23 protein-coding genes are annotated in these 24,711 nt (G+C 64.1%); 12 read left to right on the top strand and 11 right to left on the bottom strand.

Annotated elements, in window-relative coordinates:
- Positions 1 to 19 precede the first annotated feature (19 nt).
- Positions 20 to 493: a transcription elongation factor GreA gene (gene greA, locus AQZ49_RS09570; protein ID WP_067615068.1), complete on the bottom strand. Its 474-nt coding sequence runs from the start codon at positions 491 to 493 to the stop codon at positions 20 to 22.
- 131 nt (positions 494 to 624) lie between these two features.
- Complete coding sequence (carB, locus tag AQZ49_RS09565) at positions 625 to 3,939, bottom strand: carbamoyl-phosphate synthase large subunit (protein WP_067615067.1); 3,315 nt, start codon at positions 3,937 to 3,939, stop codon at positions 625 to 627.
- A gap of 171 nt (positions 3,940 to 4,110) precedes the next feature.
- Here carB and AQZ49_RS09560 point away from each other — a divergent pair, with 171 nt between their 5' ends.
- Entirely contained in the window at positions 4,111 to 4,461 is a 351-nt protein-coding gene (locus AQZ49_RS09560; protein ID WP_067615066.1) for an endonuclease domain-containing protein, read from the top strand.
- A 137-nt stretch (positions 4,462 to 4,598) separates the two neighbouring features.
- Here AQZ49_RS09560 and carA read toward each other — a convergent pair whose 3' ends face one another.
- On the bottom strand, positions 4,599 to 5,765 hold the full coding sequence (carA, locus tag AQZ49_RS09555; protein ID WP_067615065.1) for a glutamine-hydrolyzing carbamoyl-phosphate synthase small subunit: 1,167 nt from the start codon (positions 5,763 to 5,765) through the stop codon (positions 4,599 to 4,601).
- Between the two features lie 157 nt (positions 5,766 to 5,922).
- On the opposite strand from carA, the gene AQZ49_RS09550 reads away from it, so the two are divergent.
- The 3 genes from AQZ49_RS09550 (at position 5,923) to rpoD (ending at position 10,342) form a co-directional block, all read left to right on the top strand.
- The gene (locus AQZ49_RS09550; RefSeq protein WP_067615064.1) at positions 5,923 to 6,378 is read left to right on the top strand and encodes a GatB/YqeY domain-containing protein; all 456 of its coding nucleotides are present in this window, start codon (positions 5,923 to 5,925) and stop codon (positions 6,376 to 6,378) included.
- Entirely contained in the window at positions 6,378 to 8,264 is a 1,887-nt protein-coding gene (gene dnaG / locus AQZ49_RS09545) for a DNA primase (protein ID WP_067615063.1), read from the top strand. Before AQZ49_RS09550 ends, dnaG begins: the two co-directional genes overlap by 1 nt.
- A 71-nt stretch (positions 8,265 to 8,335) precedes the next feature.
- Entirely contained in the window at positions 8,336 to 10,342 is a 2,007-nt protein-coding gene (gene rpoD, locus AQZ49_RS09540) for an RNA polymerase sigma factor RpoD (protein ID WP_067615062.1), read from the top strand.
- Positions 10,343 to 10,586: 244 nt separating this feature from the next.
- Here the strand turns inward: rpoD and AQZ49_RS09535 are convergent, their stop codons facing one another.
- Positions 10,587 to 12,326, bottom strand: coding sequence for a M20/M25/M40 family metallo-hydrolase (locus AQZ49_RS09535; RefSeq protein ID WP_231739156.1), 1,740 nt, complete (start codon positions 12,324 to 12,326; stop codon positions 10,587 to 10,589).
- Between the two features lie 153 nt (positions 12,327 to 12,479).
- Between AQZ49_RS09535 and rpiB the strand changes: the two genes are divergently transcribed.
- The 5 genes from rpiB to rpsD all read left to right on the top strand — a co-directional run bounded on the left by rpiB (position 12,480) and on the right by rpsD (position 16,307).
- Positions 12,480 to 12,917, top strand: coding sequence for a ribose 5-phosphate isomerase B (gene rpiB / locus AQZ49_RS09530; RefSeq protein ID WP_067615061.1), 438 nt, complete (start codon positions 12,480 to 12,482; stop codon positions 12,915 to 12,917).
- A 24-nt stretch (positions 12,918 to 12,941) separates the two neighbouring features.
- Entirely contained in the window at positions 12,942 to 14,255 is a 1,314-nt protein-coding gene (glyA, locus tag AQZ49_RS09525; RefSeq protein ID WP_067615060.1) for a serine hydroxymethyltransferase, read from the top strand.
- Positions 14,255 to 14,716 (top strand): transcriptional regulator NrdR, encoded by a 462-nt coding sequence (nrdR, locus tag AQZ49_RS09520; protein WP_067615059.1) that lies wholly within the window; start codon positions 14,255 to 14,257, stop codon positions 14,714 to 14,716. The genes glyA and nrdR overlap by 1 nt, the downstream gene beginning before the upstream one ends.
- Positions 14,713 to 15,453 (top strand): RNA methyltransferase, encoded by a 741-nt coding sequence (locus AQZ49_RS09515; RefSeq protein WP_067615058.1) that lies wholly within the window; start codon positions 14,713 to 14,715, stop codon positions 15,451 to 15,453. The genes nrdR and AQZ49_RS09515 overlap by 4 nt, the downstream gene beginning before the upstream one ends.
- Before the next feature lie 242 nt (positions 15,454 to 15,695).
- Positions 15,696 to 16,307 (top strand): 30S ribosomal protein S4, encoded by a 612-nt coding sequence (rpsD, locus tag AQZ49_RS09510; protein ID WP_067615057.1) that lies wholly within the window; start codon positions 15,696 to 15,698, stop codon positions 16,305 to 16,307.
- 64 nt (positions 16,308 to 16,371) lie between these two features.
- Here rpsD and tgt read toward each other — a convergent pair whose 3' ends face one another.
- Positions 16,372 to 17,508 (bottom strand): tRNA guanosine(34) transglycosylase Tgt, encoded by a 1,137-nt coding sequence (gene tgt / locus AQZ49_RS09505; RefSeq protein WP_067615056.1) that lies wholly within the window; start codon positions 17,506 to 17,508, stop codon positions 16,372 to 16,374.
- 59 nt (positions 17,509 to 17,567) lie between these two features.
- Between tgt and AQZ49_RS09500 the strand changes: the two genes are divergently transcribed.
- On the top strand, positions 17,568 to 18,350 hold the full coding sequence (locus AQZ49_RS09500; RefSeq protein WP_067615055.1) for a TSUP family transporter: 783 nt from the start codon (positions 17,568 to 17,570) through the stop codon (positions 18,348 to 18,350).
- Here AQZ49_RS09500 and AQZ49_RS09495 read toward each other — a convergent pair.
- Positions 18,347 to 19,531, bottom strand: coding sequence for a polyhydroxyalkanoate depolymerase (locus tag AQZ49_RS09495; protein WP_067615395.1), 1,185 nt, complete (start codon positions 19,529 to 19,531; stop codon positions 18,347 to 18,349). The two genes, AQZ49_RS09500 and AQZ49_RS09495, sit on opposite strands and share 4 nt — an antisense overlap.
- A gap of 177 nt (positions 19,532 to 19,708) precedes the next feature.
- Here AQZ49_RS09495 and AQZ49_RS09490 point away from each other — a divergent pair, with 177 nt between their 5' ends.
- On the top strand, positions 19,709 to 20,392 hold the full coding sequence (locus AQZ49_RS09490; protein WP_067615054.1) for a glutathione S-transferase: 684 nt from the start codon (positions 19,709 to 19,711) through the stop codon (positions 20,390 to 20,392).
- A gap of 202 nt (positions 20,393 to 20,594) precedes the next feature.
- Here the strand turns inward: AQZ49_RS09490 and queA are convergent, their stop codons facing one another.
- The 5 genes from queA to AQZ49_RS09465 form a co-directional block, all read right to left on the bottom strand.
- Positions 20,595 to 21,623, bottom strand: a complete 1,029-nt coding sequence (gene queA / locus AQZ49_RS09485; RefSeq protein ID WP_067615053.1) for a tRNA preQ1(34) S-adenosylmethionine ribosyltransferase-isomerase QueA — start codon at positions 21,621 to 21,623, stop codon at positions 20,595 to 20,597.
- A 43-nt stretch (positions 21,624 to 21,666) separates the two neighbouring features.
- Complete coding sequence (locus AQZ49_RS09480; RefSeq protein WP_067615052.1) at positions 21,667 to 22,371, bottom strand: peptidylprolyl isomerase; 705 nt, start codon at positions 22,369 to 22,371, stop codon at positions 21,667 to 21,669.
- Positions 22,372 to 22,453: 82 nt separating this feature from the next.
- A complete protein-coding gene (gene coaD / locus AQZ49_RS09475; protein ID WP_231739155.1) occupies positions 22,454 to 22,975 on the bottom strand; it encodes a pantetheine-phosphate adenylyltransferase in 522 nt (173 codons plus the stop codon).
- Between the two features lie 39 nt (positions 22,976 to 23,014).
- Positions 23,015 to 23,935: a polyprenyl synthetase family protein gene (locus AQZ49_RS09470; protein ID WP_067615050.1), complete on the bottom strand. Its 921-nt coding sequence runs from the start codon at positions 23,933 to 23,935 to the stop codon at positions 23,015 to 23,017.
- Positions 23,936 to 23,940: 5 nt separating this feature from the next.
- Positions 23,941 to 24,186: an exodeoxyribonuclease VII small subunit gene (locus AQZ49_RS09465; protein ID WP_067615049.1), complete on the bottom strand. Its 246-nt coding sequence runs from the start codon at positions 24,184 to 24,186 to the stop codon at positions 23,941 to 23,943.
- Between the two features lie 78 nt (positions 24,187 to 24,264).
- Between AQZ49_RS09465 and AQZ49_RS09460 the strand changes: the two genes are divergently transcribed.
- The gene (locus AQZ49_RS09460; protein WP_067615048.1) at positions 24,265 to 24,669 is read left to right on the top strand and encodes a DUF2177 family protein; all 405 of its coding nucleotides are present in this window, start codon (positions 24,265 to 24,267) and stop codon (positions 24,667 to 24,669) included.
- The last annotated feature ends 42 nt before the right edge of the window (positions 24,670 to 24,711 follow it).

Below are 24,711 nucleotides of genomic sequence, written 5' to 3'. Positions count from 1 at the left end.
CACGGGGGACAGATCGGGTTCAGATGAACTCGATCTTTTCCACCACATAGAACCGGTCGCCCGCAGGCACGGTCACTTCGATCTCGTCTTCGACGCGGCGCCCGATCAGCGCGCGCCCGAGCGGCGAGTTATAGCTGATGCGGCCACGCTTGGCATCGGCCTCGGCCAGCCCGACGATCTGGTACCGCACCGGCTTTTCCGCATCGTCGAGCAACGTGACGGTGGCACCGAACACGATGCGATCGCCCGACAGCGTGGTCGGATCGATGATATTGGCGCGGCTCAATTTGTCTTCAAGATCGGCAATCGACGCTTCGATCTGACCCTGACGCTCTTTTGCGGCATGATATTCGGCATTTTCGGAAAGATCGCCGTGCGCTCGCGCTTCCTCGATCGCATCGACGACCTTTGGGCGTTCCTCGCGCAGCGCTTTCAGCTCGGAAAACAGCTTGTCATAGCCTTCCTGAAGCATCGGCAGCTTGTCAGTCGCCATCCGTATTCCTTTTCAACCGGTCTGCGCCGCGCCCCACCAATCCGGGGCGCGTCGAGGGAAAAATCCACCCTGCCGGGTCCGCGACGAACCCGGGCAAGACGACTGCTTGTGCAGGGGAAACCTGTGGAAGCCTATTTATAATAGTCCTGCAACGATCGGACATCAAGTTCGGCACTGCGCAAAGCTTCGATGCCCTCGGCCGCAGCCAGCGAGGCGGCGGCGGTGGTGTAATAGCACACTTTGCCGACCAGGGCCGAGCGCCGGATCGATTGCGAGTCCTTGTGGCTTTGCCAACCCTCGGTGGTGTTGAAAATAAGCGCTATTTCACCATCGATGATATGGTCGACAATATGCGGGCGGCCTTCGGCGACTTTATTGACGCGATTGACCGCAATGCCCTGCTCGGCAAGAAAGTCCGCCGTGCCGCCGGTTGCCACCACTTTGAACCCCAGCCCGACCAAAGTCTTGACCGCCGGCACGATCACCGGCTTGTCGCTGTCCTTCACCGACACGAACAGCGTTCCGGCGCCGGGCAACCCGGTGCCCGCACCCAATTGCGACTTGGCAAAGGCGACCGGAAAATTGGCGTCGATGCCCATCACTTCGCCGGTCGATTTCATTTCCGGTGACAGCGCGGGATCGACGCCGGGGAAGCGCGCAAACGGGAACACCGCTTCCTTGACCGCCATATAGTCGATGTCGCGCTTGATCGGCGGCAGATCGGCCAGCTTTTCGCCCGCCATGATGCGCGCGGCAAACTTGGCGATCGGCTGGCCTATGGCCTTGGCCACAAACGGCACCGTGCGGCTGGCGCGCGGGTTCACCTCGATCAGATAGACCTGGCCATCCTTGACCGCGAACTGGATGTTCATCAGCCCGCGCACGGTCAGGCCATTGGCCAGCAACACCGTCTGACGTTCCATTTCGGCAATGATTTCAGGCGGCAGGTTATAAGGCGGCAGGGTGCAGGCGCTGTCACCCGAATGGATGCCCGCTTCCTCGATATGTTGCAGCACGCCTGCGATCACCACCTGATCGCCATCGGCCAGCGCATCGACATCGCATTCGATGGCATCACGAAGATACTGGTCGATCAGCACCGGGCTGTCGCCCGACACTTTGACCGCGGTGGCGATATAATCGTCGAGCTGCGCCTGGCTGTCGACGATTTCCATCGCGCGCCCGCCCAGCACATAGCTGGGGCGGATCAGCACCGGATAGCCGATGCGCGCCGCCACCGCGACTGCTTCATCGCGGCTGCGCGCCAGGCCATTGGCGGGCTGCAACAGGCCCAGCCGTTCGACCAGATCGGAAAAGCGTTCGCGATCTTCGGCCAGATCGATCGAGTCGGGCGATGTGCCCAGGATCGGAATTCCCGCATCCTGCAGCGCCTGCGCCAGTTTCAGCGGGGTCTGCCCGCCGAACTGCACGATCACGCCGACCAGCGTGCCGTTCGAGCGCTCGATATCGAGGATTTCGAGCACGTCCTCGGCGGTCAGCGGTTCGAAATAGAGCCGGTCCGACGTGTCATAGTCGGTCGACACGGTTTCGGGGTTGCAGTTGATCATGATCGTTTCGAACCCGGCATCACCCAGCGCGAAACAGGCATGGCAACAGCAGTAATCGAATTCGATGCCCTGCCCGATGCGGTTGGGCCCGCCGCCCAGGATCACGATCTTGCGCGCATCGGTCGGCGCGGATTCGTTTTCGGGCGCTTCGAACAGGCCACCTTCATAGGTTGAATACATATAAGGCGTCACCGCCTCGAACTCGGCAGCGCAACTGTCGATGCGCTTGAACACCGGGCGCACCCCCAGCCGGTGGCGCAGCGCACGCACTTCGGCCTCGCTGGTGGCGCCGGCCATCGCCTCGACCACATCGTGCACCAGACCGGCGCGCGCCATGTTGGGATTGCCCGCCATCTGCACCGAACGCACCGCCAGCTTGGCCAGGCGGCTGTCGGAAAAACCCATCGATTTGAGGTGCCGCAGCCCGGCGGCATCGCGCGGCAGGCCGTTGGCGATGACATCGGCTTCCTGCGCGATGATTTCGGCGATCTGGCGCAGAAACCACGGTTCGTATTTGGTGACGGCGTGGACATCCTCCACGCTGAAGCCTTCGCGGAACGCCTGGCCGATCGCCAGCAGGCGGTCGGGCGTGGCGCGCGACAACGCGGCATTGATCTCGTCGCGGCTGGCGCCTTCCAGTTCCTCGACGCGGTTGAACCCGTCTAGCCCGGTTTCGAGCCCGCGCAGCGCCTTTTGCACCGATTCCTTGAAATTGCGGCCGATCGCCATGACTTCGCCGACCGATTTCATCGCGGTCGACAACAGCGGTTCGGACCCCTTGAACTTTTCGAACGCAAAGCGCGGGATCTTGGTCACCACGTAATCGATCGTCGGTTCGAAACTGGCCGGCGTCGCCCCGGTGATGTCGTTGGTGATTTCATCGAGCGTATAGCCGACCGCCAGTTTGGCCGCGACTTTGGCAATCGGGAACCCGGTGGCCTTTGACGCCAGCGCCGACGATCGCGACACGCGCGGGTTCATCTCGATGACGATCAGGCGGCCATCCTTGGGATTGACCGCAAACTGTACGTTCGATCCGCCGGTTTCCACGCCGATTTCACGCAGCACCGCGATCGAGGCGCTGCGCATGATCTGGTATTCCTTGTCGGTCAGCGTCAGCGCGGGCGCGACGGTGATCGAATCGCCGGTGTGCACGCCCATCGGATCGACATTCTCGATCGAGCAGATGATGATGCAGTTGTCGTTGCGATCACGCACGACTTCCATCTCGTACTCTTTCCACCCGAGCAGCGATTCCTCGATCAGCACTTCGGTGGTGGGCGAGGCTTCCAGCCCGCCGCGCACGATCTGGATGAATTCATCCTTGTTGTAGGCAATCCCGCCGCCCGTCCCGCCCAACGTGAACGAAGGCCGGATGATCGAAGGCAACCCGGTGGTTTCGAGCACCGCCAGCGCTTCCTCGACCGTATGCGCCACGCCCGAACGCGCGGATTCAAGCCCGATCTTGTCCATCGCGTCGCGGAATTTCTGGCGGTCTTCGGCCTTGTCGATCGCTTCGGCATTGGCGCCGATCATCGTCACGCCATACTTTTCCAGCGTGCCGTCGCGGAACAGCGCCAGCGCGGTGTTGAGCGCGGTCTGCCCGCCCATCGTCGGCAACAGCGCGTCGGGGCGTTCCTTGGCAATGATTTTCGCGACGATCTCGGGGGTGATCGGCTCCACATACGTGGCGTCGGCCATTTCAGGATCGGTCATGATCGTCGCCGGGTTCGAATTGACCAGGACGATGCGATAGCCCTCTTCCTTCAGCGCCTTGACCGCCTGCGTCCCCGAATAATCGAATTCGCAGGCCTGGCCGATGACGATCGGCCCGGCGCCGATGATCAGGATCGAGTTGATGTCAGTGCGTTTGGGCATGGTGGGTTATGCTGCCATGGTAAAGTGAACAGGGCTGGTGAACGCCCTCCCCCTCAGGGGGAGGGTTGGGTGGGGGTGTCCGGCGCCGGATCGAAGCGTGTCCTCGCGGGCGCTGGACACCCCTCCCCAACCCCTCCCCTGAGGGGAGGGGCTAGAATGGAGGTTGAGGGTATGGTCGGAAATCAGCGCACGAACATCGCGCAGCGACTGCGCGCCAATCCGACCGAGGCGGAAAAACGCCTGTGGGCGCGTTTGAAAGGACGCCAGTTGGGCGCTGCGTTTACGCGGCAATGCCCCATCGGCGATTTCGTGATCGATTTCGCCTGCCGCAGCGCGCGACTGGCAATCGAGATCGACGGCGGACAACACGCCGACAGCGCGACCGATCCTGCGCGCGCCCGCCTGATTGAAGCCCACGGCTATCGCGTGATCCGCTTCTGGAACAACGACGTGCTCGAAAACACCGATGGCGTGATCATCACCATCCTGCAAGACCTCGCCATCGCCCGAAACCGCACCTGAAAAGCCCTCCCCCTGCAGGGGGAGGGTTGGGTGGGGGTGTACAACGGTGTCGAGAGCGCACAACGCCAATGCCAGGGGGGGAGCCCCCTCCCCCAACCCCCTCTCCGCCGGGGCGGGGGCTATCGTCATGGGCCCGGTCATAGCGCGCCGACGAACTTTTCGAACAGATAGAAGCTGTCCTGCGGCCCGGGGCTCGCCTCGGGGTGGTATTGCACGCTGAATGCGCGTTTGCCGGTGATCGCGATGCCGCAGTTCGATCCGTCGAACAGCGAGACGTGGGTTTCCACCACACCTTCGGGCAAAGTCGCGGCATCGACCGCAAAGCCGTGGTTCATGCTGGTGATTTCGACCACGCTGTCATCGATGCGCTTGACCGGATGGTTGGCGCCGCGATGGCCCTGGTGCATCTTGATGGTGCGCGCGCCGGTCGCCAGCGCCAGCATCTGGTGGCCAAGGCAAATGCCGAACACCGGCACATCGGCATCGAGCAGCCCCTTGATCACCGGCACCGCATAGACGCCGGTGGCCGCCGGATCGCCCGGCCCGTTCGACAGGAACACGCCCGCCGGTTTGAGCCCCAGCACGGTATCGAGCGGGGTTTCGGCGGGCACCACCGTGACATCGGCCCCGGCGGCGACCAGATTGCGGAAAATGTTGTCTTTCGCGCCGTAATCGATCGCCACGACATGCGGGCGCTGGCTGCCGGTGGGCCGGGTATAGCCCTCGCCCAGCCGCCAGATCGACCCTTCCCATGCCTCATGCGCTTCGCGGCTGACCTTGCGCGCCAGGTCCATGCCTTCGAGGCCGGGCCAGTTGCGCGCGCGTTCGATCAGCGCGGGCAGGTCGAACACCCCGTCGGGCGCATGCGCGATCACCGCGTTGGGCGCGCCCAGGCGGCGGATGCGCCGGGTCAGCGCGCGGGTGTCAATCCCGGCCAGGCCGATCTTGCCCTGCAGTTCCAGCCAGCGCGGGAATGTGCCCTGGCTGCGGAAATTGGCCGGCGCGGTCACGTCTTCGCGCACGATGCAGCCGACCGCGCCTTCGACGCCGTGGCTTTCCATATCTTCGTTGTTGGTGCCGACATTGCCGATGTGCGGGAACGTGAACGTGACGATCTGCCCGGCATAGCTGGGATCGGTCATCACTTCCTGATAGCCGGTCATCGCGGTGTTGAAGCACACTTCACCCACCGCATTGCCAACTGCACCAAACCCGCGCCCCCAGGCGACATGACCATCGGCGAGAACTAAGACTCCCGTCGCGCCGTCTGGTTGAGGCGCGTGCGAAAGTGCGGGGTCGGCCATGGTCTGGGGCGCTCCGTTAGGCAGGGGTTCTGGCGATGTTGCTAAGGTTCGCCCGCTAGGCGCATCGGGCCGCAGCGTCAACCTAGCGGTTCACAGAATCTTCGCTTAAGGGTTGGTGACAGGCGTTTGACGCCCCTTTTTCAGGAAACCGACGATCATGATCCGCGATACCATCAAGGCTGCCCAGATTTCCGCCATGAAAGCCGGCGACAAGGCGCGCCTGGCCGCAGTGCGGCTGATTCTGGCCAAGGTGAAAGACCGCGACATCGAATTGCGCACCGCCGCCAGCCTGCCCGACGACGATGCGCTGGTGGTCGAGGTGCTGCAGAAAATGGTCAAGCAGCGCCGCGAATCGATTACCCTGTATGAACAGGGTGGCCGCGAGGAACTGGCCGCGATCGAGCGCGGCGAACTGGCGGTGATCGAGGAATTCCTGCCCGCGCGGCTGAGCGAAGACCAGGTGAAGGCCGTGATCGCCGCGATCATCGCCGAAACCGGCGCGACCGGGCCCAAGGACATGGGCAAAGTGATCGGCGCGCTGAAGGCCCGCCATGGCACCGAAGTCGACATGAGCGTGGCGAGCGGGCTGGTGAAAGCCGCCCTGGCCAATTAATGAGCCTGACCCCGCAATGGCTGGATGAACTGCGCACCCGCGTCAGCCTGTCTGGGCTGATCGGGCGCAGCGTGCGTGTCCAGAAGGCGGGGCGCGAATTCAAGGCGTGCTGCCCGTTTCACAACGAAAAGACACCCAGTTTCACGATCAACGACGACAAGGGGTTCTATCACTGCTTTGGCTGCGGCGCGCATGGCGATGCGATCCGCTGGATGACCGAGCATCAGGGCCTGCCGTTCATGGACGCGGTGAAGGAACTGGCGCTGCTAGCGGGGATGGACATGCCCGCCCCCGACCCGCGCGCGGCCCAGCGCGCCGAGGCGGCCAAGACGCTGCACGACACAATGGCCGCCGCCCAGGATTTCTTTGCGCGCAACCTGGCCGGTGATGCGGGCGGCGCAGCACGTGCCTATCTGGCAACGCGCGGGTTTCCGGCGCGCATTGTCGAGGCGTTCGGGTTCGGCTTTGCGCCCGATTCGCGCGGCGCGCTCAAATCCGCGCTCGCGCAATTCGGCACGCCGCAACTGGTCGAGGCCGGGCTGTTGATCGCGGTCGACGGGCGCGAGCCCTATGACCGGTTTCGCGGGCGATTGATGCTGCCGATCCATGACACGCGCGGGCGGGTGATCGCGTTTGGCGGGCGCATCCTCACCGCCGAAAAGACCGACGCGCCCAAATACCTCAATTCGCCCGACACCCCGTTGTTCGACAAGGGCCGTACGCTCTACAACCTGCACCGCGCCGCGCCCCCGGCACGCGCCTCGGGGCGGATGGTGGTGGTCGAAGGCTATATGGACGTGGTGGCGCTGGCCGCCGCAGGCATAGCCGAGGCTGTCGCCCCGCTCGGCACCGCACTGACCGAAGACCAGATCGAGCGGCTGTGGCAAGTGGTGCCCTGCCCGGTGCTGTGTTTCGATGGCGATGCGGCGGGGCAGCGGGCGGCGCGCCGGGCGGTCACCCGCGCGCTGCCGCTGCTGAAACCGGGGCACAGCCTGTCGATCGTCACTTTGCCCACCGGGATGGACCCCGACGATGTGGTCAAGGCGCAAGGCCCCGCCGCGATGGAGGCGCTGCTGACGCAAGGCCTGTCGCTGATCGAGGCATTGTGGGTGGCCGAACGCGATGCCGGCCCGCTGACCACGCCCGAAGACAAGGCCGGGTTGAAAGCGCGGCTGATCGAGGCGACCGAGACCATCCAGCATCCCGACATTCGTGCGCTCTACCGCCGCGATCTGCTCGACCGGTTTGGCGCGCTGGCCTTTCCGGCGCGCGACCGGGGCCAGCCGCCCGCACGCACTGCGGCACCCCGGCGCGGGACCAAGGGCCCCAACGGGCGCTGGCTGCCGCCCGAACCGCCGCTGCCGCCTGAAAACCTGACCCAGATGCAAAAAGTCGGGCAAGTCCTGCTGACCTTGCGCCCGCTGCTGGCCGCGGTGCTGATGGGGCTGATTGCCGATCCCCGGTTGATCGTGCGCCATGGTGAACAGATGGCGCGAATCGGCGCATCGGACCTGACGCAGGGCGGCCTGCTCGATTCGTTGCTCGAATTGGGCGATTCGCATGGTGGCCATGGCGATGCGCCGGGGCTTGAATCCGCCGATCTCGTCACCAGATTGGTCGAGCGTGGGCTGGTTCTGCCGACGATCGATGATCTGGGCGGCATGCCGTACGATTTCATCGCGCGGGGCGACCCTGCCGGAATAGCCGAATCGATCGAGATAATCGTTGAATTACCGTTGGTTGAATTGGCCCTGGCAGACGCGAATGCAAGGACCCAGCACGAGCTGACCGAACAAAGTTTTGCCGAACAGCAACGCCTGGTGCAACGAAAGCTGGCATTGCGGGCACGCTTGGGGCAAATGGGTCGTGCGCGTGCTGCGTTATAATTATAGCGGCGCCAAAAACATGGTGCTGCCCGCAAAAATGGCGCAGCTCGAACAAGTGGTATCGGGGTTCAATGGCATCGAATGACAAGACCGACAGCGGCGATGCTCCGCTGATCGACCTCAACGACGCTTCGGTCAAGAAACTGATCGCGCGCGCCAAGCGGCGCGGGATCATCACGTATGACGAATTGAACGAGGCCCTGCCGCAGGACCAGATGTCTTCCGAACAGATCGAAGACATCATGGCGGCGATTTCGGAAATGGGCGTCAATATCGTCGAAAGCGATGAAGACGCGGTCGATCCCGAAGAGCGCGAGGCCGAAGAGGTCGAAGAGGCCGATGTCGGCATGGACGACCGACCGGTCGTCGAAAAGCGCAAGGAAACCATCGAACGCACCGATGATCCGGTGCGCATGTACTTGCGCGAAATGGGCGCGGTCGAACTGCTGAGCCGCGAAGGCGAAATCGCCATCGCCAAGCGGATCGAAGCCGGGCGCGACACGATGATCCTGGGCCTGTGCGAAAGCCCGATCACCTTCCACGCGATCATCCAGTGGTCCGAAGCGCTCAATGCGGGCGAAATGCAGCTGCGCGAGATCCTCGATCTCGACGCGATGCTGTCGAAGGAACCGCAGCCGGAAAACCTGTCCGAAGACGGCGAGGAAGGCGATGGTGAAATCACCGAAGCCACCGCCGGACCGACGTTCAAGGAAGAAGAGGAAGTCGCCGAGGAACCCGCCGAAGAGGACGAGGACGACGAACTGCGCGAACGTCGCGCGCCCCGTCAGGAAGAAGACGACGAAGAGGACAACACCCTCTCGCTCGCCCAGATGGAAGCGCAACTGAAGCCGGCCGCGCTGGAAAAGTTTGCCGAAATCACCGAGGCGTTCCGCGCATTCGAACAGATGCAGGCAAAGCGGCTCGAATCGCTGGGGCTTGGCATCGGCTTTCCCGCCGACAAGGAAGCCGCCTATCACCGCATGCGCGAAGAGCTGACCGCGCTGGTGGAATCGGTGCAGTTCCACGCCACCAAGATCGAATATCTGGTCGACAACCTTTATGCCTTCAACCGTCGGCTGACCACGCTGGGCGGGCAGATGCTGCGCCTGGCCGAACGCCACAAAGTGCCGCGCAAGGATTTCCTCGACAGCTATGTCGGGCGCGAGCTGGATGAAGCCTGGTTGCCCAGCGTTGCCAACCGCGACAAGAAATGGGCCGCCTTTGCCTCGGTCGAAGGCGTCGGCGTTGAACGCATCCGCAGCGAAATCTCCGACATCGCGGCGGCCACCGGCATGTCGCTGGGCGAGTTCCGGCGCATCGTCAACATGGTGCAAAAGGGTGAACGCGAAGCGCGCATCGCCAAGAAGGAAATGGTCGAGGCCAATTTGCGCCTGGTCATTTCAATCGCCAAGAAATACACCAATCGCGGCTTGCAGTTCCTCGATCTGATTCAGGAAGGCAACATTGGCCTGATGAAGGCGGTCGACAAGTTCGAATACCGCCGTGGCTACAAGTTCTCGACATATGCCACGTGGTGGATCCGGCAGGCGATCACCCGCTCGATCGCCGATCAGGCGCGCACCATCCGTATCCCGGTGCACATGATCGAAACGATCAACAAGCTGGTGCGCACCAGCCGCCAGTTCCTGCACGAGCAGGGCCGCGAGCCCACGCCCGAGGAAATGGCCGAACGCCTGTCGATGCCGCTCGAAAAAGTGCGCAAGGTGATGAAAATCGCCAAGGAGCCGATCAGCCTGGAAACGCCGATCGGCGACGAGGAAGATTCGCACCTGGGCGATTTCATCGAGGACAAGAACGCGATCATCCCGGTCGATGCCGCAATCCAGTCCAACCTCAAGGAAACCGTGACGCGGGTTCTGGCCAGCCTGACCCCGCGCGAGGAACGCGTGCTGCGCATGCGGTTTGGCATCGGCATGAACACCGACCACACGCTGGAAGAAGTCGGCCAGCAATTCTCGGTGACCCGCGAACGTATCCGCCAGATCGAAGCCAAGGCGCTGCGCAAGCTGAAACACCCCAGCCGCAGCCGCAAGATGCGCTCGTTTCTGGATCAGTGAAACAGGCGGCGCCGGAGGCAACTCCGGCGCCGTTTTTTCGATCATCCGGCAAACATCGGCGAATCGCGCCTGAAACGGGATCGACAGCCATTCACCCTGAGCTTGTCGAAGGATGCGCGCGACTTTTGCCCAATGGGCATGGTGTCGGTGCGCGGTGACTGGCCTTGGCGCGCATCCTGCGACAGGCTCAGAATGAACCGGCCTTGAAACATATTATCATTATTTTTCAAAATTTTATGCATACTCACGACACCGGGCGGGTCGTGCGGCTATAGGGCGGGATGGTATCGGCAATCGGCGCCGCGCGGATGCTCAGCGCGATGATCAGCGCGGCAATCCCGCAAGCGACCACCGTCACGCGCCGCGCCCGGCGCGACAGCGGTTGCCACAGCGGCAGGATCGCCAGCGTGGCCAGCACCAACGGCAGCGTTACCACCAGCGGCAGGTCGCTGCCCACCGCCTGCAGCATTTCATGACCCAGCACGAATTGGTATCCCATCACCACGCCCGCGAACAGCACCGCCAGCGGCGTGCCCCAGCGCCCGTCGGGCAGCAGCGCGGTCAACGCGGCGAGCAACACTGGCAGTACCAGCACATAGGCCGCGACCGGCGCCAGTGCCTGCAACAGTGCCGCCAGCAGCCATAGCGGAACAAATGCGCCGGCCAGCGCCGCACGCCCCGGCCGCCAGCGCCCGACGACGATGAAAAACGCGGTCAGCGCGGTGACCGAGGCCATCGCCTCCAGCCATGGCGTCGCCGCCAGCCGGTCGTAATAATTGGGCCCGCCGACATGGAACGACACCAGATTGGCCCCCATCACCAGCAACGCGGTCATGCCCGCCAGCCCCAGCATGCGCCCTGCCCCGCTCAGCGCCGCCGCGCCATGCCCGCGCCCGCGCCCGTGCTGGCGCCAGATCGCGCCGATCGCCAGCGCCGCCACCGTCAACAGTACCCATCCCGCCCACAGCGGCATCGTCACCAGGGCAAAGCCGAACGCATCGAAAAATACCAGATCGGGCGTGGGCCGCGGCAAGGTCGGTGCCGCCAGCAGGCCGCGCGTCAGGTCAAGCAATTGTCCGCCGATATCCTGCAATGATCCCTGATCGAGCCGGTCGGCAGTCGCCCTGGGCGAATGGTACAGCCCCGGTCGCCCGATAAAGGCATAGTTGTAGGCCGGCACCCCGGTCGCGGCCAGCCACGGCAGCGCCTCGGTCACATCGGTGTCGTTGGGCAGCACGCGATAGAGAAACACCGCCAGCGACGAACCTGCAGGATGGCGGATCGCGCGCGCCGCCAGTGCGACGGCGGCGCCATTGCCGGTGCCGGTCTGGAACAGCGTGGCGCGCCCCCCGCCGCCGCGCGCCTCCAGATTGATCAGCGCGCCGATGTGATCGCGCGCGGGATCGGCGGGTGCCGGGCGCCCGGCAAAGAAATGTCGCGCGCCATCCAGGCCAATCTCTTCGCCATCGGTGAAAATCACCATCAGATCGCGTTGCGGCCTGGGCCCGCTGGCCACCGCGCGCACGGTTTCGAGGATCGCCGCCAGCCCCGCGCCATCGTCTGCCGCGCCCGGCGAATAGGCCACGCTGTCATGATGCGCCATCAGCGCCACGGCCGGCGCCGAACGATCGCGCCCGGGCAGCACGGCAACCAGATTGGTCAAAGTACGCGGCATACCTGCGGGGCCGCCCCAGTCGATGTTGCGCGCGATATGCGCCTGATCGGCCACAAACGTGTCGGCGCGCACGGTCATGCCCAGCCCCGTCAGCCGCCTGACCAGCCAGTCGCGCAAGTGCGCGTCGGCGGGCGATCCAGCCGGATGTGGTGCGATCGCGATCACGCGCACATCGGCCATCGCCCGCCCGGCGGAGAATTCGCCCGCCGGGCGATCGGCGGGTGCGGGCCAGGGCGTGGTGGTGGCGATCAGGCACAGCCCGATCGCCAGCAGCAGCGCCGCCAGCATGGGCAGATGGCGCGCCATCATGCGGTTGCAATCCCGATCTCGCTGTCCATCGCGCGCCTTCGCTCCCATCTGTGCAGGCCCCGTCCATAAAGGCAAATTATGTGGCACCCAAGCGCGGATGGTCTTATGGGCGGCCATATCGAATCCCGTCATCCTTCAGTCAGGTCACCCCCAGTGCGTATTGCCATAGCCTCCGACCACGCCGCCTTTGCGCTGAAGGCCGAGCTTGCCGTCGCACTGGCCGAATGGGGCCACGAAGTGGTCGATCTGGGCCCGTTCAACGACGATCGCGTCGATTACCCCGATTTCGGCTATAAACTGGCCAAGGCGGTCGGCACGGGCGAGGTTGAGCGCGGCGTGGCGCTGTGCGGATCGGGCATCGGCATTTCGATCGCGGTAAACCGCGATCCGGCCTGCCGCGCGGCGCTGGTTTCCGATCCCTATTCGGCCACGCTGGCACGCGAACACAACAATGCCAACGTGATTGCAATGGGCGCGCGCCTGATCGGTGTCGATCAGGCCAAGGCCTGTCTGCAGGCGTTTTTGAGCGGAACATTCGCGGGCGGACGCCACGAAGGCCGCGTTGCCAAGCTTTCCCACCCCAACTTCTGACACGATCATAAAGGAGCCCACACGATGACCGCAGCCACGACGAAAGCGCCGGACATCCGCAAAGCGGGTTTCTTCGTCGAGCATCTCGAAAGCGCCGATCCCGACATCTTTTCGGCGATCCGCAAGGAACTGCATCGCCAGCAGACCAAGATCGAGCTGATCGCATCGGAAAACATCACCAGCCTGGCCGTGCTCGAAGCGACCGGGTCGATCTTCACCAACAAATATGCCGAAGGCTATCCGGGCAAGCGCTATTACGGCGGCTGCGAATATGCCGACGTGGTCGAAAACCTGGCGATCGAGCGGGCCAAGGCACTGTTCGGCTGCGAATTTGCCAATGTGCAGCCCAATTCGGGCAGCCAGATGAACCAGGCGGTGTTCCTTGCGCTGTTGCAGCCGGGCGACAGCTTTATGGGGCTCGATCTCAATTCGGGCGGGCACCTGACACACGGTTCGCCCGTGAACATGAGCGGCAAGTGGTTCCACCCCATCCCTTATGGCGTGCGCGCCGATGACCACCGCATCGACATGGACAATGTCGCCGCGCTGGCGCGCGAGCACAAGCCAAAGCTGATCATCGCGGGCGGCACGGCCTATTCGCGCGAATGGGATTGGGCCGCTTTCCGCGCGATTGCCGATGAAGTGGGCGCCTATCTGCTGGTCGACATGTCGCACATTTCGGGGCTGGTTGCGGGCGGCGCGCATTCCTCGCCGGTGCCGCACGCACATGTCGTTACTTCGACCACGCACAAGTCGCTGCGCGGTCCGCGTTCGGGCATCATCCTGACCAACGACGAGGCGCTGGCCAAAAAGTTCAACATGGCGGTGTTCCCCGGCCTGCAGGGCGGGCCGATGGTGCACACCATCGCTGCCAAGGCGGTCGCGTTCGGCGAAGCGCTGCGTCCAGAATTCAAGGCCTATGCCCACCAGGTGGTCGCCAATGCCAAGGCGCTGGCGCAAAGCCTGCAGGATGCCGGCATCGCCATCGTTTCGGGCGGCACCGACAACCACCTGATGCTGGCCGATCTCAGCCCCAAGGATGTTACCGGCAAGGCGGCGGAAAAGGGCCTCGATCGCGCCTGGCTGACCTGCAACAAGAACGGCGTGCCGTTCGACAAGCGTTCGCCGTTCGTCACCTCGGGCATCCGTCTCGGCACGCCTGCGGCCACCACGCGCGGTTTTCGCGAAGAAGAATTCCGCATTGTCGGCCAGTTGATTGCCGAAGTCGTCGAAGGCCTTGCGCGCAACGGCGATGAAGGCGATGGGCAGATCGAACAGCGGGTGCGCGACCGCGTCGCCGAATTGTGCACCGCCTATCCGATCTATCCGGAGATGTAATGCGTTGCCCGTTTTGTGCCCATGACAACAGCCAGGTAAAAGACAGCCGGCCGAGCGAGGACAACACCTCGATCCGCCGGCGTCGGCAATGCGAAGGGTGCGGCGCGCGGTTTACCACGTTTGAACGCGTGCAATTGCGCGACATCATGGTGGTCAAATCGAACGATCGGCGCGAACTGTTCGATCGTGACAAGATCGAACAGTCGGTGCGGCTGGCCTGTCGCAAGCGTCCGATCGATCAGGAACGGCTGGACCAGTTGATCACCGGTATCCAGCGCCAGATCGAGGTGCTCGGCGAAAACGAGGTAACCTCGCGCCAGATCGGCGAAATGGTGATGGACGGGCTGCGTCAGGTCGATTCGGTCGCCTATATCCGCTTTGCCAGCGTCTATCGCGACTTTACCGAAGCGCGCGATTTCGAGGAATTTGCCAGCAGCGTGCGCGAAGTGGCCAAACCATGAGCGAGCGCGACCCGATCCCGCAACCGGTCATCGTGCTGGTGCGACCACAACTGGGCGAAAACATCGGCAAGGCGGCGCGCGCAATACTCAATTTCGGGCTGACCCGGCTGCGCCTGGTCGCCCCGCGCGACGGGTGGCCCAACCCGTCGGCCGGGCCCGCCGCGGCGGGCGCCGATGGCGTGCTGGAACACGCGCAAGTCTTTGACACGCTGGCCGATGCGGTGGCCGATTGCGCGCATGTCTATGCCACCACGGTGCGCAAGCGCGGCGTGTCAAAGCCGGTGATCACCCCCGAGGTGGCCGCCCGCGAAATCGCCACCGCACCTGCACAGAGCGCAATCGTGTTCGGGCCCGAACGGTCGGGGCTCGATACCGATGACGTGGCGCTGGCGCGCACGATCATCACCGTGCCGATCAATCCCCAATTCGCCTCGCTCAACCTGGCTCAGGCGGTGATTTTGTGCGCCTATGAATGGTCAAAGCACGCCGATCTGGTGCAGCCCCCGCTGGAAGACTTGCTGCCCCCCGCCCCGCAGGTCGAATTTGACGGCATGTTCGAGCAGTTGACCGGGATGCTGGAACCGCTGGGCTATTTCGAACCCGAAATCCGCGCCCAGGTCACCCGCCGCACGTTGCGCACGATGTTCACCAAGGCGGCGTGGAACCACCTGGAAGTGCGCACCATGCGCGGCGTGCTGACCACGCTGGCCCACCACCGCCGCATCCGCGACCTCTGATTCCTCCCCGAATCGGGGAGGAATACGGGTTACGCTTGACATCGGCGCGCAACTCTGGTGATGCGCGCCCTTCCACGCGAACCCCGGCGGCCCTGGCCTGCCGGAACACGGTCCGATTGGCCCCGCAAACCCGGTGAAGCGGCGGCCGCATGACACATACAATGGGTGTCATGGTGCGAACCCGGGTCTCAGCAAGGCTGCGGCAATCGTGCCGCCCTTGACGCAAATGAAAGGAACCTCGCGTGTCAAAGCGTAAGGCATCGAAGTACAAGATTGACCGCCGTCTGGGTGAAAACATCTGGGGCCGTCCCAAGTCCTCGGTCAACCGCCGCAGCTATGGCCCTGGTCAGCACGGCCAGCGGCGCAAGAGCAAAGTGTCGGATTTCGGCATTCAGCTCCGCGCCAAGCAGAAGCTCAAGGGCTACTACGGCGACGTGACCGAAAAGCAGTTCAAGGCGACCTATCAGGAAGCCGCGCGGATCAAGGGTGATACCGGCCAGAACCTGGTCGGCCTGCTCGAACAGCGCCTCGACATGGTGGTCTATCGCGCCAAGTTCGCGCCGACCATCTTTGCGGCGCGCCAGATCGTCAGCCATGGCCACATCCGCGTCAACGGCGTGCGCTGCAACATCGCCAGCCGTCGCGTTCGCCCCGGCGACGTGATCAGCCTGGGCAACAAGGCCAAGGAAATGGCGTTGATCGCCGAAGCCCAGGCCCTGCCCGAACGCGACATCCCCGAATATGTTCAGGCCGAAGCCGACAAGGCGACCTTCGTGCGCGTTCCGACGCTCGACGAAGTGCCCTATCCGGTGAAGATGGAACCGAATCTGGTCGTCGAATTCTATTCGCGCTGATCGGTCGGGCTTCATCGCCAGACACACAAAAGGCGGGGGCAACCCCGCCTTTTTTTGTGCCGGTTCAGCGCCCCAGATAGTCCCGCCGGAAGTCGGCGGCGAATGCGGCAAACCGCCCTTCAGCGATCGCCGCGCGCATGCCGGCCATCAATTGCTGATAGAACCAGATGTTGTGTTCGGTCAGCAGCATCGCGCCGAGCATTTCGCCCGCCTTGTGCAGATGGTGAAGATAGGCACGGCTGTACCGGGTGCAGACCGGGCATGGGCAACGCGGATCGAGCGGGTCTGAATCCTCGGCGTGGCGCGCGTTGCGCACGTTGACCGGGCCGGACCAGGTGAACCCCTGCCCGTTGCGGCCCGATCGCGTCGGCAGTACGCAGTCGAACATGTCGACCCCGCGCTCGACCGCGCCGACCAGATCGTCGGGCTTGCCCACCCCCATCAGATAGCGCGGCGCGCTGTCGGGCAACTGGCCCGGCGCGAAATCGAGCGTGGCGAACATCGCCTCCTGCCCCTCGCCCACCGCCAGCCCGCCGATGGCATAGCCATCGAACCCGATCGCGGCGAGCGCGCCCGCGCTTTCGGCGCGCAGGCGTTCGTCAAGCCCGCCCTGCTGAATGCCGAACAGCGCGGCGCCTTGCGCGTGGTCTTCGCCTGCGTCGAAGGCGGCGCGGCTGCGCCGGGCCCAGCGCATCGACATTTCCATCGATCGCGCGATCACGTCGCGCGGCTGGTCGATCTTGGGGCATTCGTCGAACGCCATGACGATGTCCGATCCCAGCAAGCGCTGGATTTCCATCGAGCGTTCGGGGCTTAGCATATGGCGCGACCCGTCGAGATGGCTGGCAAAGGTCACCCCGTCCTCAGTAATCTTGCGCAGACTGGCCAGGCTCATCACCTGATAGCCGCCGCTGTCGGTCAGGATCGGGCGGTTCCACCCGCCGAATTTGTGCAGGCCCCCCAGCCGCGCCATGCGTTCGGCGCCAGGGCGCAGCATCAGGTGATAGGTGTTGCCCAGAATGATGTCGGCCCCGGCGGCGCGCACATCGTCCATCTTCATCGCCTTGACCGTGGCAGCGGTGCCGACCGGCATGAACGCGGGCGTGCGGATATCGCCGCGCCGCATGCGTACGACGCCGGTGCGCGCGCGGCCGTCGGTGGCGTGGATCTGAAAGGCGAAACGGGGCGCAGCAGCGGTCATGGGCAATCTTTGTAAAATCAGCGATTGCGGCCTTTAGGCGCGATTGCCATGGCGTGCAAATGACCTTGATGACCCTGCTCGAACCCGTATCCGTCAGCCCGGTGCTGTTTGTCGTGCTGACCGGGGTGGCGGTCGTCTCCGGCACCGTCGATGCCATTGCCGGGGGTGGCGGGCTAATCATGCTGCCTGCGCTGATTGCCACCGGTCTGCCGCCGCATCTGGTGCTGGGCACCAACAAAGTGCAATCGATCATGGGCACCAGCATGGCCACCTGGCGCTATCGCCGCGCCGGATTGCTGTCGCTGCGGGCCGGATTGCCGCTTGCCGCGCTCAGTCTGCTGGGCGCGGTGACCGGATCGCTGCTGATCCGGCGGATCGATGGCCGCGCGCTGGCGCTGATCGTGCCGCTGCTGCTGGTCGGCGTTGCGGTCTATACGATGCTGTCTCGCCGGATGGAGGATCACGAAGCGCCGCCGCGCATCGGTATCGGCGCCTATCGTCCGGTGGTCACCGGAATCGGCTTTTACGATGGCTTTTTCGGCCCCGGCGCGGGGCAGTTCTATGCCACCAGCCTGGTTTCGCTGCGCGGCATGGGGCTGACCCGCGCGATGGGGCTGACCAAGCTGCTGAACGTCGCAAGCAATCTGGGCAGCGTGATCGTTTTTGCCAGCGGTGGACAAGTGCTGTGGCTGCTGGGCCTGACCGTGGGTCTGGGCGCGATGACCGGCGCAATGATCGGCAGCCGCCTCGCCACGCGCCACGGCGCAGCGGTGATCCGCCCACTGCTGGTCACCGTCAGCCTGTTGCTGACGGCGAAGCTGATCTGGAACTGGTTTGCCTAACTCATCGCCAGCACCAGATTGCGCACCTGAGGATAGATCTGCTTTTCCCATTTCGACCCGGAAAACACCCCATAATGGCCGACGCCCGGTTGCAGATGGTGGCGTTTGAGATGGGGGCGCAGGCTGGTACACAACAGATGCGCGGCAGCGGTCTGCCCCACCCCGCAGATATCGTCGCGTTCGCCTTCAACGGTCAGCAGCGCGGTATGGCGGATCGCCCCGCAATCGACGCGCACCCCGCGATGGTCCAGTTCGCCCTTGGCCAACAGCGCGCGCTGAAACACCCGATCGATGGTTTCCAGATAGAATTCCGCCGTCAGATCAAGCACCGAGAAATATTCGACATAGAAATCGCGGATCTTGTCGGCATCGCTGATCCGCGCATCGGCCAGCGCCTGATAGAACCGGCGGAACTGTTCCAGATGCCGCCCCATGTTCATCGACATGAAGGCATGGAGTTGCAGGAAACCGGGATAGACCCGCCGCCCCGCGCCCGCATAGCGCGCTGGAACCTGTGAAATCAGATTGGCCTCAAACCAGTCGAGCGAATGCTGCCGCGCCAGATCGTTGACCACAGTCGGCGCCTCGCGCACGTCGATCGGTCCGCCCATCAGCGTCATTGTACGCGGCTGGCACGGATCGCGGGTGCCCGCCATCACCGCCACGGCGGCGAGCGCGGGAACGCATGGCTGACACACTGCCAGCAGATGGCTGTTGGGGCCCAGATGGCGCAGGAATGCGATGATATAGTCGATATAATCGTCCAGCCCGAACGCGCCTTCGCCCACCGGCACTTCGCGCGCATGGCGCCAGTCGGTGATATAGACATCATGATCGCGCAGCAGCACCTCTACGGTGTGGTGCAGCAAGGTCGCAAAGTGCCCCGACAGCGGCGCCACCACCAGCATTTTCGGCTGCGGCGTATCGAGGTCGTCCTTGGCGAAATGCACCAGATTGCCGAAGGGCAAAGACTGCACCACCTCTTCGCGCACCGGCACCATCTGGTTGCCCACCGGCACCGCCTTGATCGCAAACGGGGGCCGCGTGCTGATCACGCTGGCCAGTGCATAGCTGTCGCACAAGGCATGAAACCGCCGCACCCAGTCGTTGCGATCGGCATCGGGCCAGATCCGGTCGCGCAAGCCGAGCAGGCCCCGTGCCATGCGGCGCGAGGGTTCCATCACATCGGAAAAGGCCTGAAACGCTGCGTACACACCGGTTTCCTTTGACCGCCACACCGAAGAATCGCACGAAATGGATAATCGCCCGTTTAATGCTGCGCTGCATCAATGCGCTTGGCAAGGGCCGCGCGACATGGTTACCTGCAAAGGGTAGCGACGAGAGGCAGGACGCAGACCATGGCGGGCAGCAAGTCGATCAAGATTGTCAGGCCCGCAGCGGTGCTGACGATATCCAGCAAGACCTATTCGGCGTGGTCGCTGCGCGGCTGGCTGTTGTGCCGCCTGGCCGGGCTCGATGTCGATGAACAGCGGGTCGAACACAGCGCCAGCGACCGGGCCGAACTGCTGTTGCTCAGCCCCTCGGTGCTGGTGCCCCGGTTGACCCACGAGAGCGCCAGCGTGTGGGACACGCTGGCGATTGCCGAATATCTCAACGAACTCTATCCCGCCGCACGGATGTTGCCGACCGACCGGATCGCCCGCGCGCATTGCCGGTCGATTTCGGGCGAGATCCATTCAGGGTTCACCAACTTGCGCTCGGCCCTGCCGATGAATCTGAAAGTGCGCCACACCAGCTTTCCGGTATTTTCGGGCGCGCGGCCTGATATCGAGCGGATCGAGGCGATCTGGCAGGATTGCCTGTCACGTTATGGCGGCCCGTTTCTGTTCGGCGCGGCGCCCACCATCGCCGATGCCATGTATGCCCCCGTCACCACCCGGTTCCGCACTTATGCGGTCAAACTCAGCCCGGCCAGCAGCGCCTATTGCGACACCATCGCCGCGTGGGAGCCGATGCGCGAATGGCAGGCCGGGGCCGAAGCCGAAGCCGACGATTTCGAGGAACTTGAAGTGGAATTCTGAGTGGGCGACCCGACACTGCCGTGTCGGGAAGTCGGCACCGGCCCGCTCCCCCACCCGACCACCCATAGGATACCTATAGTAGGGTGGTCGGCTCCTCAGCGAAAACGTCCCCCGGACGTTTTCGTGCTCTTCGTCGCGGGGAGCGGGCCGGTGCCGACTTCGAAACGCGCTCTTTCGCGCGTTTCGAGTCAGACTCCGGCGATCAGGGGATCAACAGGCTGGCATCGCCATAGCTGTAGAAACGGTACTGTTCGGCAATCGCATGGGCATAGGCGGCCTGCATGCGATCAAGCCCCATCAGCGCCGACACCAGCATGAACAGCGTCGATCTGGGCAAGTGGAAATTGGTCATCAGCCCGTCGATCGCCCGAAAGCGATAGCCCGGCGTGATGAAGATTGCGGTATCCCCGGCAAAGGGCCGGATCACGCAGGCCTCGTCGGCGGCGCTTTCGAGCAGGCGCAGGCTGGTGGTGCCGACCGCGATCACGCGCCCCCCGTTCGCGCGCGCGGCATTCAGCCGGTCGGCGGTGTCGGGCTCGATCCGGCCCCATTCGGCATGCATTGCGTGGTCCTGCGTGTCGTCGGCCTTGACCGGCAGGAATGTGCCCGCGCCGACATGCAGTGTCAGCGTTTCGTGCGCCACCCCGGCGTGCGCCAGCGCGTCGAGCAGGCCGGGGGTGAAATGCAGCGCCGCCGTGGGGGCCGCGACCGCGCCATCGCGCGCGGCAAACATCGTCTGGTAATCGGCGCGGTCGGCCTCATCGGTGGGGCGCTTGCCGGCGATATAGGGCGGCAGGGGCATGCGCCCTGCGCGTTCGAGCAGCACTTCGACAGGATCATCCCCGCCAAACGCCAAAGTCCAGCTACCATCGGGATGGCGCGCTTCGGCACTGGCGGTCACGCCCTGCCCAAAATCGATCGTATCGCCTTCGCGCAACCGCTTGGCATTGCGCACGAACGCCTGCCAGCGCCGCAGATCGAGCCGTTTGTGCAAAGTCGCGCCGATCCGCGCCTCGCCGCGTACGCCTTCGAGTTGCGCGGGGATGACGCGGGTGTCGTTGAACACCAGCACATCGCCCGCGCGCAGTAGGCGCGGCAGATCGCGCACGCCCAGATCCTGGAACGCGCCCGAACCGGGCACATGCAACAGCCGCGCCGCATCGCGCGGTCGCGCCGGGCGCAACGCAATGCGATCGGTCGGCAGATCGAAATCGAACAGGTCAACCCGCATGGGTTCGCCGCAATCTCTTAACGCCGCGCACGGTCAACGTCGATCAATGCGTCGCCGAATGGTTGAGCATGTCGGCGGTGATCGCGCCCGGCGCGGGTGCTTCGGCCCCGGCCACCGGCGCGGGCTTGTGATCGGCCAGGATCGACGCCTGGACGATCTTGGTCGGATGCGCAGGCGGTTCGCCACGCACGACGCGGTCGACCGCGTCCATGCCCGAAATCACCCGCCCGAAATTGGTGTATTTGCGATCGAGCGCAGAACGCGGGTAAAACACGATGAAAAACTGGCTATTGGCCGTGTTGGGTTCATCGGTGCGCGCCATCGACACCGTGCCGCGCCCGTGGGGCACGTCGTTGAATTCAGCATCAAGATCGGGCAGTTTCGACCCGCCCTGCCCGGTCCCAGTCGGATCGCCGGTCTGCGCCATGAACCCATCGATCACCCGGTGAAAGATCAAGCCATCATAAAAGCCTTGTCGCGCCAGAGTCTTGATCCGTTCGACATGGTGCGGCGCCCAGGCCGGCATCAACCGGATGGCGACGCGCCCGCCATTCGACAGATAGAGCACCAGCACGTTTTCGGGATCGTGGCTTTCATCCGCGTCGATCAGATAGGGGATCGTGCTCGAGGAAACCACCCGGTCCACCTTGTAAGGCTTGACCGTTTCCTTCTCTTTCTCCTGGGCGAAAGCCGGGGTGGCAACGAGCGCGGCGCCGAGCGCAAATGAGGCAAGCAGGCGAAAACGCATCAAGGCACATCCTGTCAAAATTCTGCCATCGCCGATAGGCGACCCGCGCTTAGCCTGCAATGAACATTTCCCGGGCGAAATCTCAATAATCGCCCAGCCGCCCCTGCTCTGCCACGCGCGCCACCACTTGTTCGCGCACCGGCGCCGAGACAAAGTGGGTGATGTCGCCACCGAACAGCGCGATTTCCTTGACCAGTTTCGATGCGATCGGCTGCAGGCTGACATCGGCCATCAGGAACACCGTCTCGATGCGGTTGTTGAGCTGCTGGTTCATCCCCGCCATCTGGTATTCGTATTCGAAATCGGCGACGGCACGCAGGCCGCGCACGATCACACTGGCACCCTGGCGTTCGGCAAATTTCATCAACAGCGCGTTGAACCCGGTCACTTCGACGTTGGTCAGGCCCTGATCGGCAATTTCGCGGCGCACCATGGCGATGCGTTCGTCGGGGCTGAACATCGGATTTTTCGACATGTTGGTGGTCACGCCGATGATCAGGCGATCGACCAGCTTTGACCCGCGCCGGATGATATCGAGATGCCCGCGCGTGACGGGATCGAAAGTGCCGGGGTAGACCCCGATGCGCGGTTTATCCAAGCCCACGGGAAATCCTCTCCATGTCTGTGACGGCCAAGCGTGGGGTCAGCGATCGCGATCGACAATGAAGCGCGCCACCGCGCGCAACAGATCGGCCTCTTCGCCATAGGATGCCAGGTAATCGATCGCCTGATCGACCAGATGGCGGGCCTGGGCGCGCGCGCGATCGACCCCGAGCAGCGAGACGAACGTCTGCTTGCCGGCGTCGGCATCCTTGCGCAGCGCCTTGCCGGCCATCTGTTCATCGCCTTCGGCATCGAGCAGATCGTCGACAATCTGGAACGCCAGCCCGATATCGCGGGCATAGCCACGCAGGTGGGTGCGGCCTTCGGGCGGGATCTTGCCCAGGATCGCGCCCATTTCGACCGCGGCACCCAGCAGCGCGCCGGTCTTGAGCTGTTGCAGCCGGGTGACTGTCGACAAGTCGAACGCGGTGGATTCGGCGACCATGTCCATCATCTGCCCACCGGCCATGCCGCCCGCCCCGCTCGCCATCGCCAGCGTGCGCACCAGTTCGATCCGCGTGAACGGGTCACCGATCAGCGCCGGATCGGACAGGATCTCGAACGCCAGCGACAACAGCGAATCGCCCGCCAGCACGGCGGTTGCCTCGTCATAGGCCAGATGCACGGTCGGCTTGCCATGGCGCAGCGAATCGTCGTCCATGCACGGCAGGTCATCATGGATCAGCGAATAGACATGGATCGCCTCGATCGCGCTGCCCACCCGCACCGCGACATTCCGATCGATCGCAAACAGCCCCGAAACCGCCGTGACCAGCAGCGGCCGCAGCCGCTTGCCGCCACCGATCGCGGCATAGCGCATGGCCTCGTACAGCCGGTCGCGCGGGTCGCCCGGCACGGGCAGCACGGTATCGAAACAGGCATCGACTTCCTGCGAAATACGCACCAGCGCATCGGCCAGCAACGAGGCGGGCTTGGTGGTGGCCTGATCAGTGTCGGTCATCGTGTTCAAACCGTTTCGTCAAACGGGCGCGTGGCAAGTGCGCCATCGCGATCGGCGACCACCGCCTCGATACGCGCCTGCGCGGCATCGAGCCGGGCCTGACAATGCGCGCGCAACGCATCGCCGCGCGCATAGAGCACGATCGATTCGTCGAGCGGCGCCTCGCCGCTTTCGAGCCGCCGCACGACATCCTCAAGGGCTTTTAGCGCTTCTTCGAACGAGAGCGCGGTTATTTCGATCTGGCTTGTCATCAAGGGGACAATTGACGCGCCGTTCGGGCACGGTCAAGCCCGACCCGGCATAATTGCACGGCGATCGGAGATGTGACGATGAAATGGCTGATCGGTTACACGGTGGCGGCACTGGCATTCGGGGCGCTCGATGCCTGCTGGCTGACATTTGCGGGATCGCGCATCTATCGCCCGGTGCTGGGCGATCTGCTGGCGGCCGATTTCCGGGGCGGTCCGGCGGTGCTGTTCTATCTGGTCTATCTGGCCGGAATCACGTGGTTTGCGATCCGCCCCGGCCTTGCCGACGGGGTCGGCACGGCGGCGCTCAATGCGGCATTGCTGGGCGGCCTGTGCTATGCGACCTATGACCTGACCAATCAGGCCACACTGGCGCGCTGGCCCGCATGGCTGTCGGCGATCGACATTGCCTGGGGCAGCTTTGCCACGGCGGTTGCGGCGGTGGTGGCAACGGCGGTCACGCGCAAGGTGATCGGGGGCGCGTGATCGGCTGACATCGTGAAAAAACCGGGTGCAACTTTGGCGCCC

The sequence above is a fragment of the Novosphingobium sp. FSW06-99 genome (assembly GCF_001519065.1).
In the GTDB taxonomy this organism is placed as follows: Bacteria; Pseudomonadota; Alphaproteobacteria; order Sphingomonadales; family Sphingomonadaceae; genus Novosphingobium.
This window is presented reverse-complemented; position numbering and strand designations above follow the sequence as displayed.

Bases quoted from the DNA above. Each gene is read 5' to 3' on its own strand.
- AQZ49_RS09480 (WP_067615052.1), bottom strand. From the start codon at position 22,371: ATGCGTTTTCGCCTGCTTGCCTCATTTGCGCTCGGCGCCGCGCTCGTT.
- AQZ49_RS09460 (WP_067615048.1), top strand. From the start codon at position 24,265: ATGAAATGGCTGATCGGTTACACGGTGGCGGCACTGGCATTCGGGGCG.
- AQZ49_RS09515 (WP_067615058.1), top strand. From the start codon at position 14,713: ATGAGCGAGCGCGACCCGATCCCGCAACCGGTCATCGTGCTGGTGCGA.
- queA (WP_067615053.1), bottom strand. From the start codon at position 21,623: ATGCGGGTTGACCTGTTCGATTTCGATCTGCCGACCGATCGCATTGCG.
- AQZ49_RS09490 (WP_067615054.1), top strand. From the start codon at position 19,709: ATGGCGGGCAGCAAGTCGATCAAGATTGTCAGGCCCGCAGCGGTGCTG.
- rpoD (WP_067615062.1), top strand. From the start codon at position 8,336: ATGGCATCGAATGACAAGACCGACAGCGGCGATGCTCCGCTGATCGAC.
- greA (WP_067615068.1), bottom strand. From the start codon at position 493: ATGGCGACTGACAAGCTGCCGATGCTTCAGGAAGGCTATGACAAGCTG.
- dnaG (WP_067615063.1), top strand. From the start codon at position 6,378: ATGAGCCTGACCCCGCAATGGCTGGATGAACTGCGCACCCGCGTCAGC.
- AQZ49_RS09500 (WP_067615055.1), top strand. From the start codon at position 17,568: ATGACCTTGATGACCCTGCTCGAACCCGTATCCGTCAGCCCGGTGCTG.
- AQZ49_RS09495 (WP_067615395.1), bottom strand. From the start codon at position 19,531: ATGGAACCCTCGCGCCGCATGGCACGGGGCCTGCTCGGCTTGCGCGAC.
- carA (WP_067615065.1), bottom strand. From the start codon at position 5,765: ATGGCCGACCCCGCACTTTCGCACGCGCCTCAACCAGACGGCGCGACG.
- AQZ49_RS09470 (WP_067615050.1), bottom strand. From the start codon at position 23,935: ATGACCGACACTGATCAGGCCACCACCAAGCCCGCCTCGTTGCTGGCC.
- tgt (WP_067615056.1), bottom strand. From the start codon at position 17,508: ATGACCGCTGCTGCGCCCCGTTTCGCCTTTCAGATCCACGCCACCGAC.
- AQZ49_RS09550 (WP_067615064.1), top strand. From the start codon at position 5,923: ATGATCCGCGATACCATCAAGGCTGCCCAGATTTCCGCCATGAAAGCC.
- AQZ49_RS09560 (WP_067615066.1), top strand. From the start codon at position 4,111: ATGGTCGGAAATCAGCGCACGAACATCGCGCAGCGACTGCGCGCCAAT.
- carB (WP_067615067.1), bottom strand. From the start codon at position 3,939: ATGCCCAAACGCACTGACATCAACTCGATCCTGATCATCGGCGCCGGG.
- AQZ49_RS09535 (WP_231739156.1), bottom strand. From the start codon at position 12,326: ATGATGGCGCGCCATCTGCCCATGCTGGCGGCGCTGCTGCTGGCGATC.
- AQZ49_RS09465 (WP_067615049.1), bottom strand. From the start codon at position 24,186: ATGACAAGCCAGATCGAAATAACCGCGCTCTCGTTCGAAGAAGCGCTA.
- nrdR (WP_067615059.1), top strand. From the start codon at position 14,255: ATGCGTTGCCCGTTTTGTGCCCATGACAACAGCCAGGTAAAAGACAGC.
- glyA (WP_067615060.1), top strand. From the start codon at position 12,942: ATGACCGCAGCCACGACGAAAGCGCCGGACATCCGCAAAGCGGGTTTC.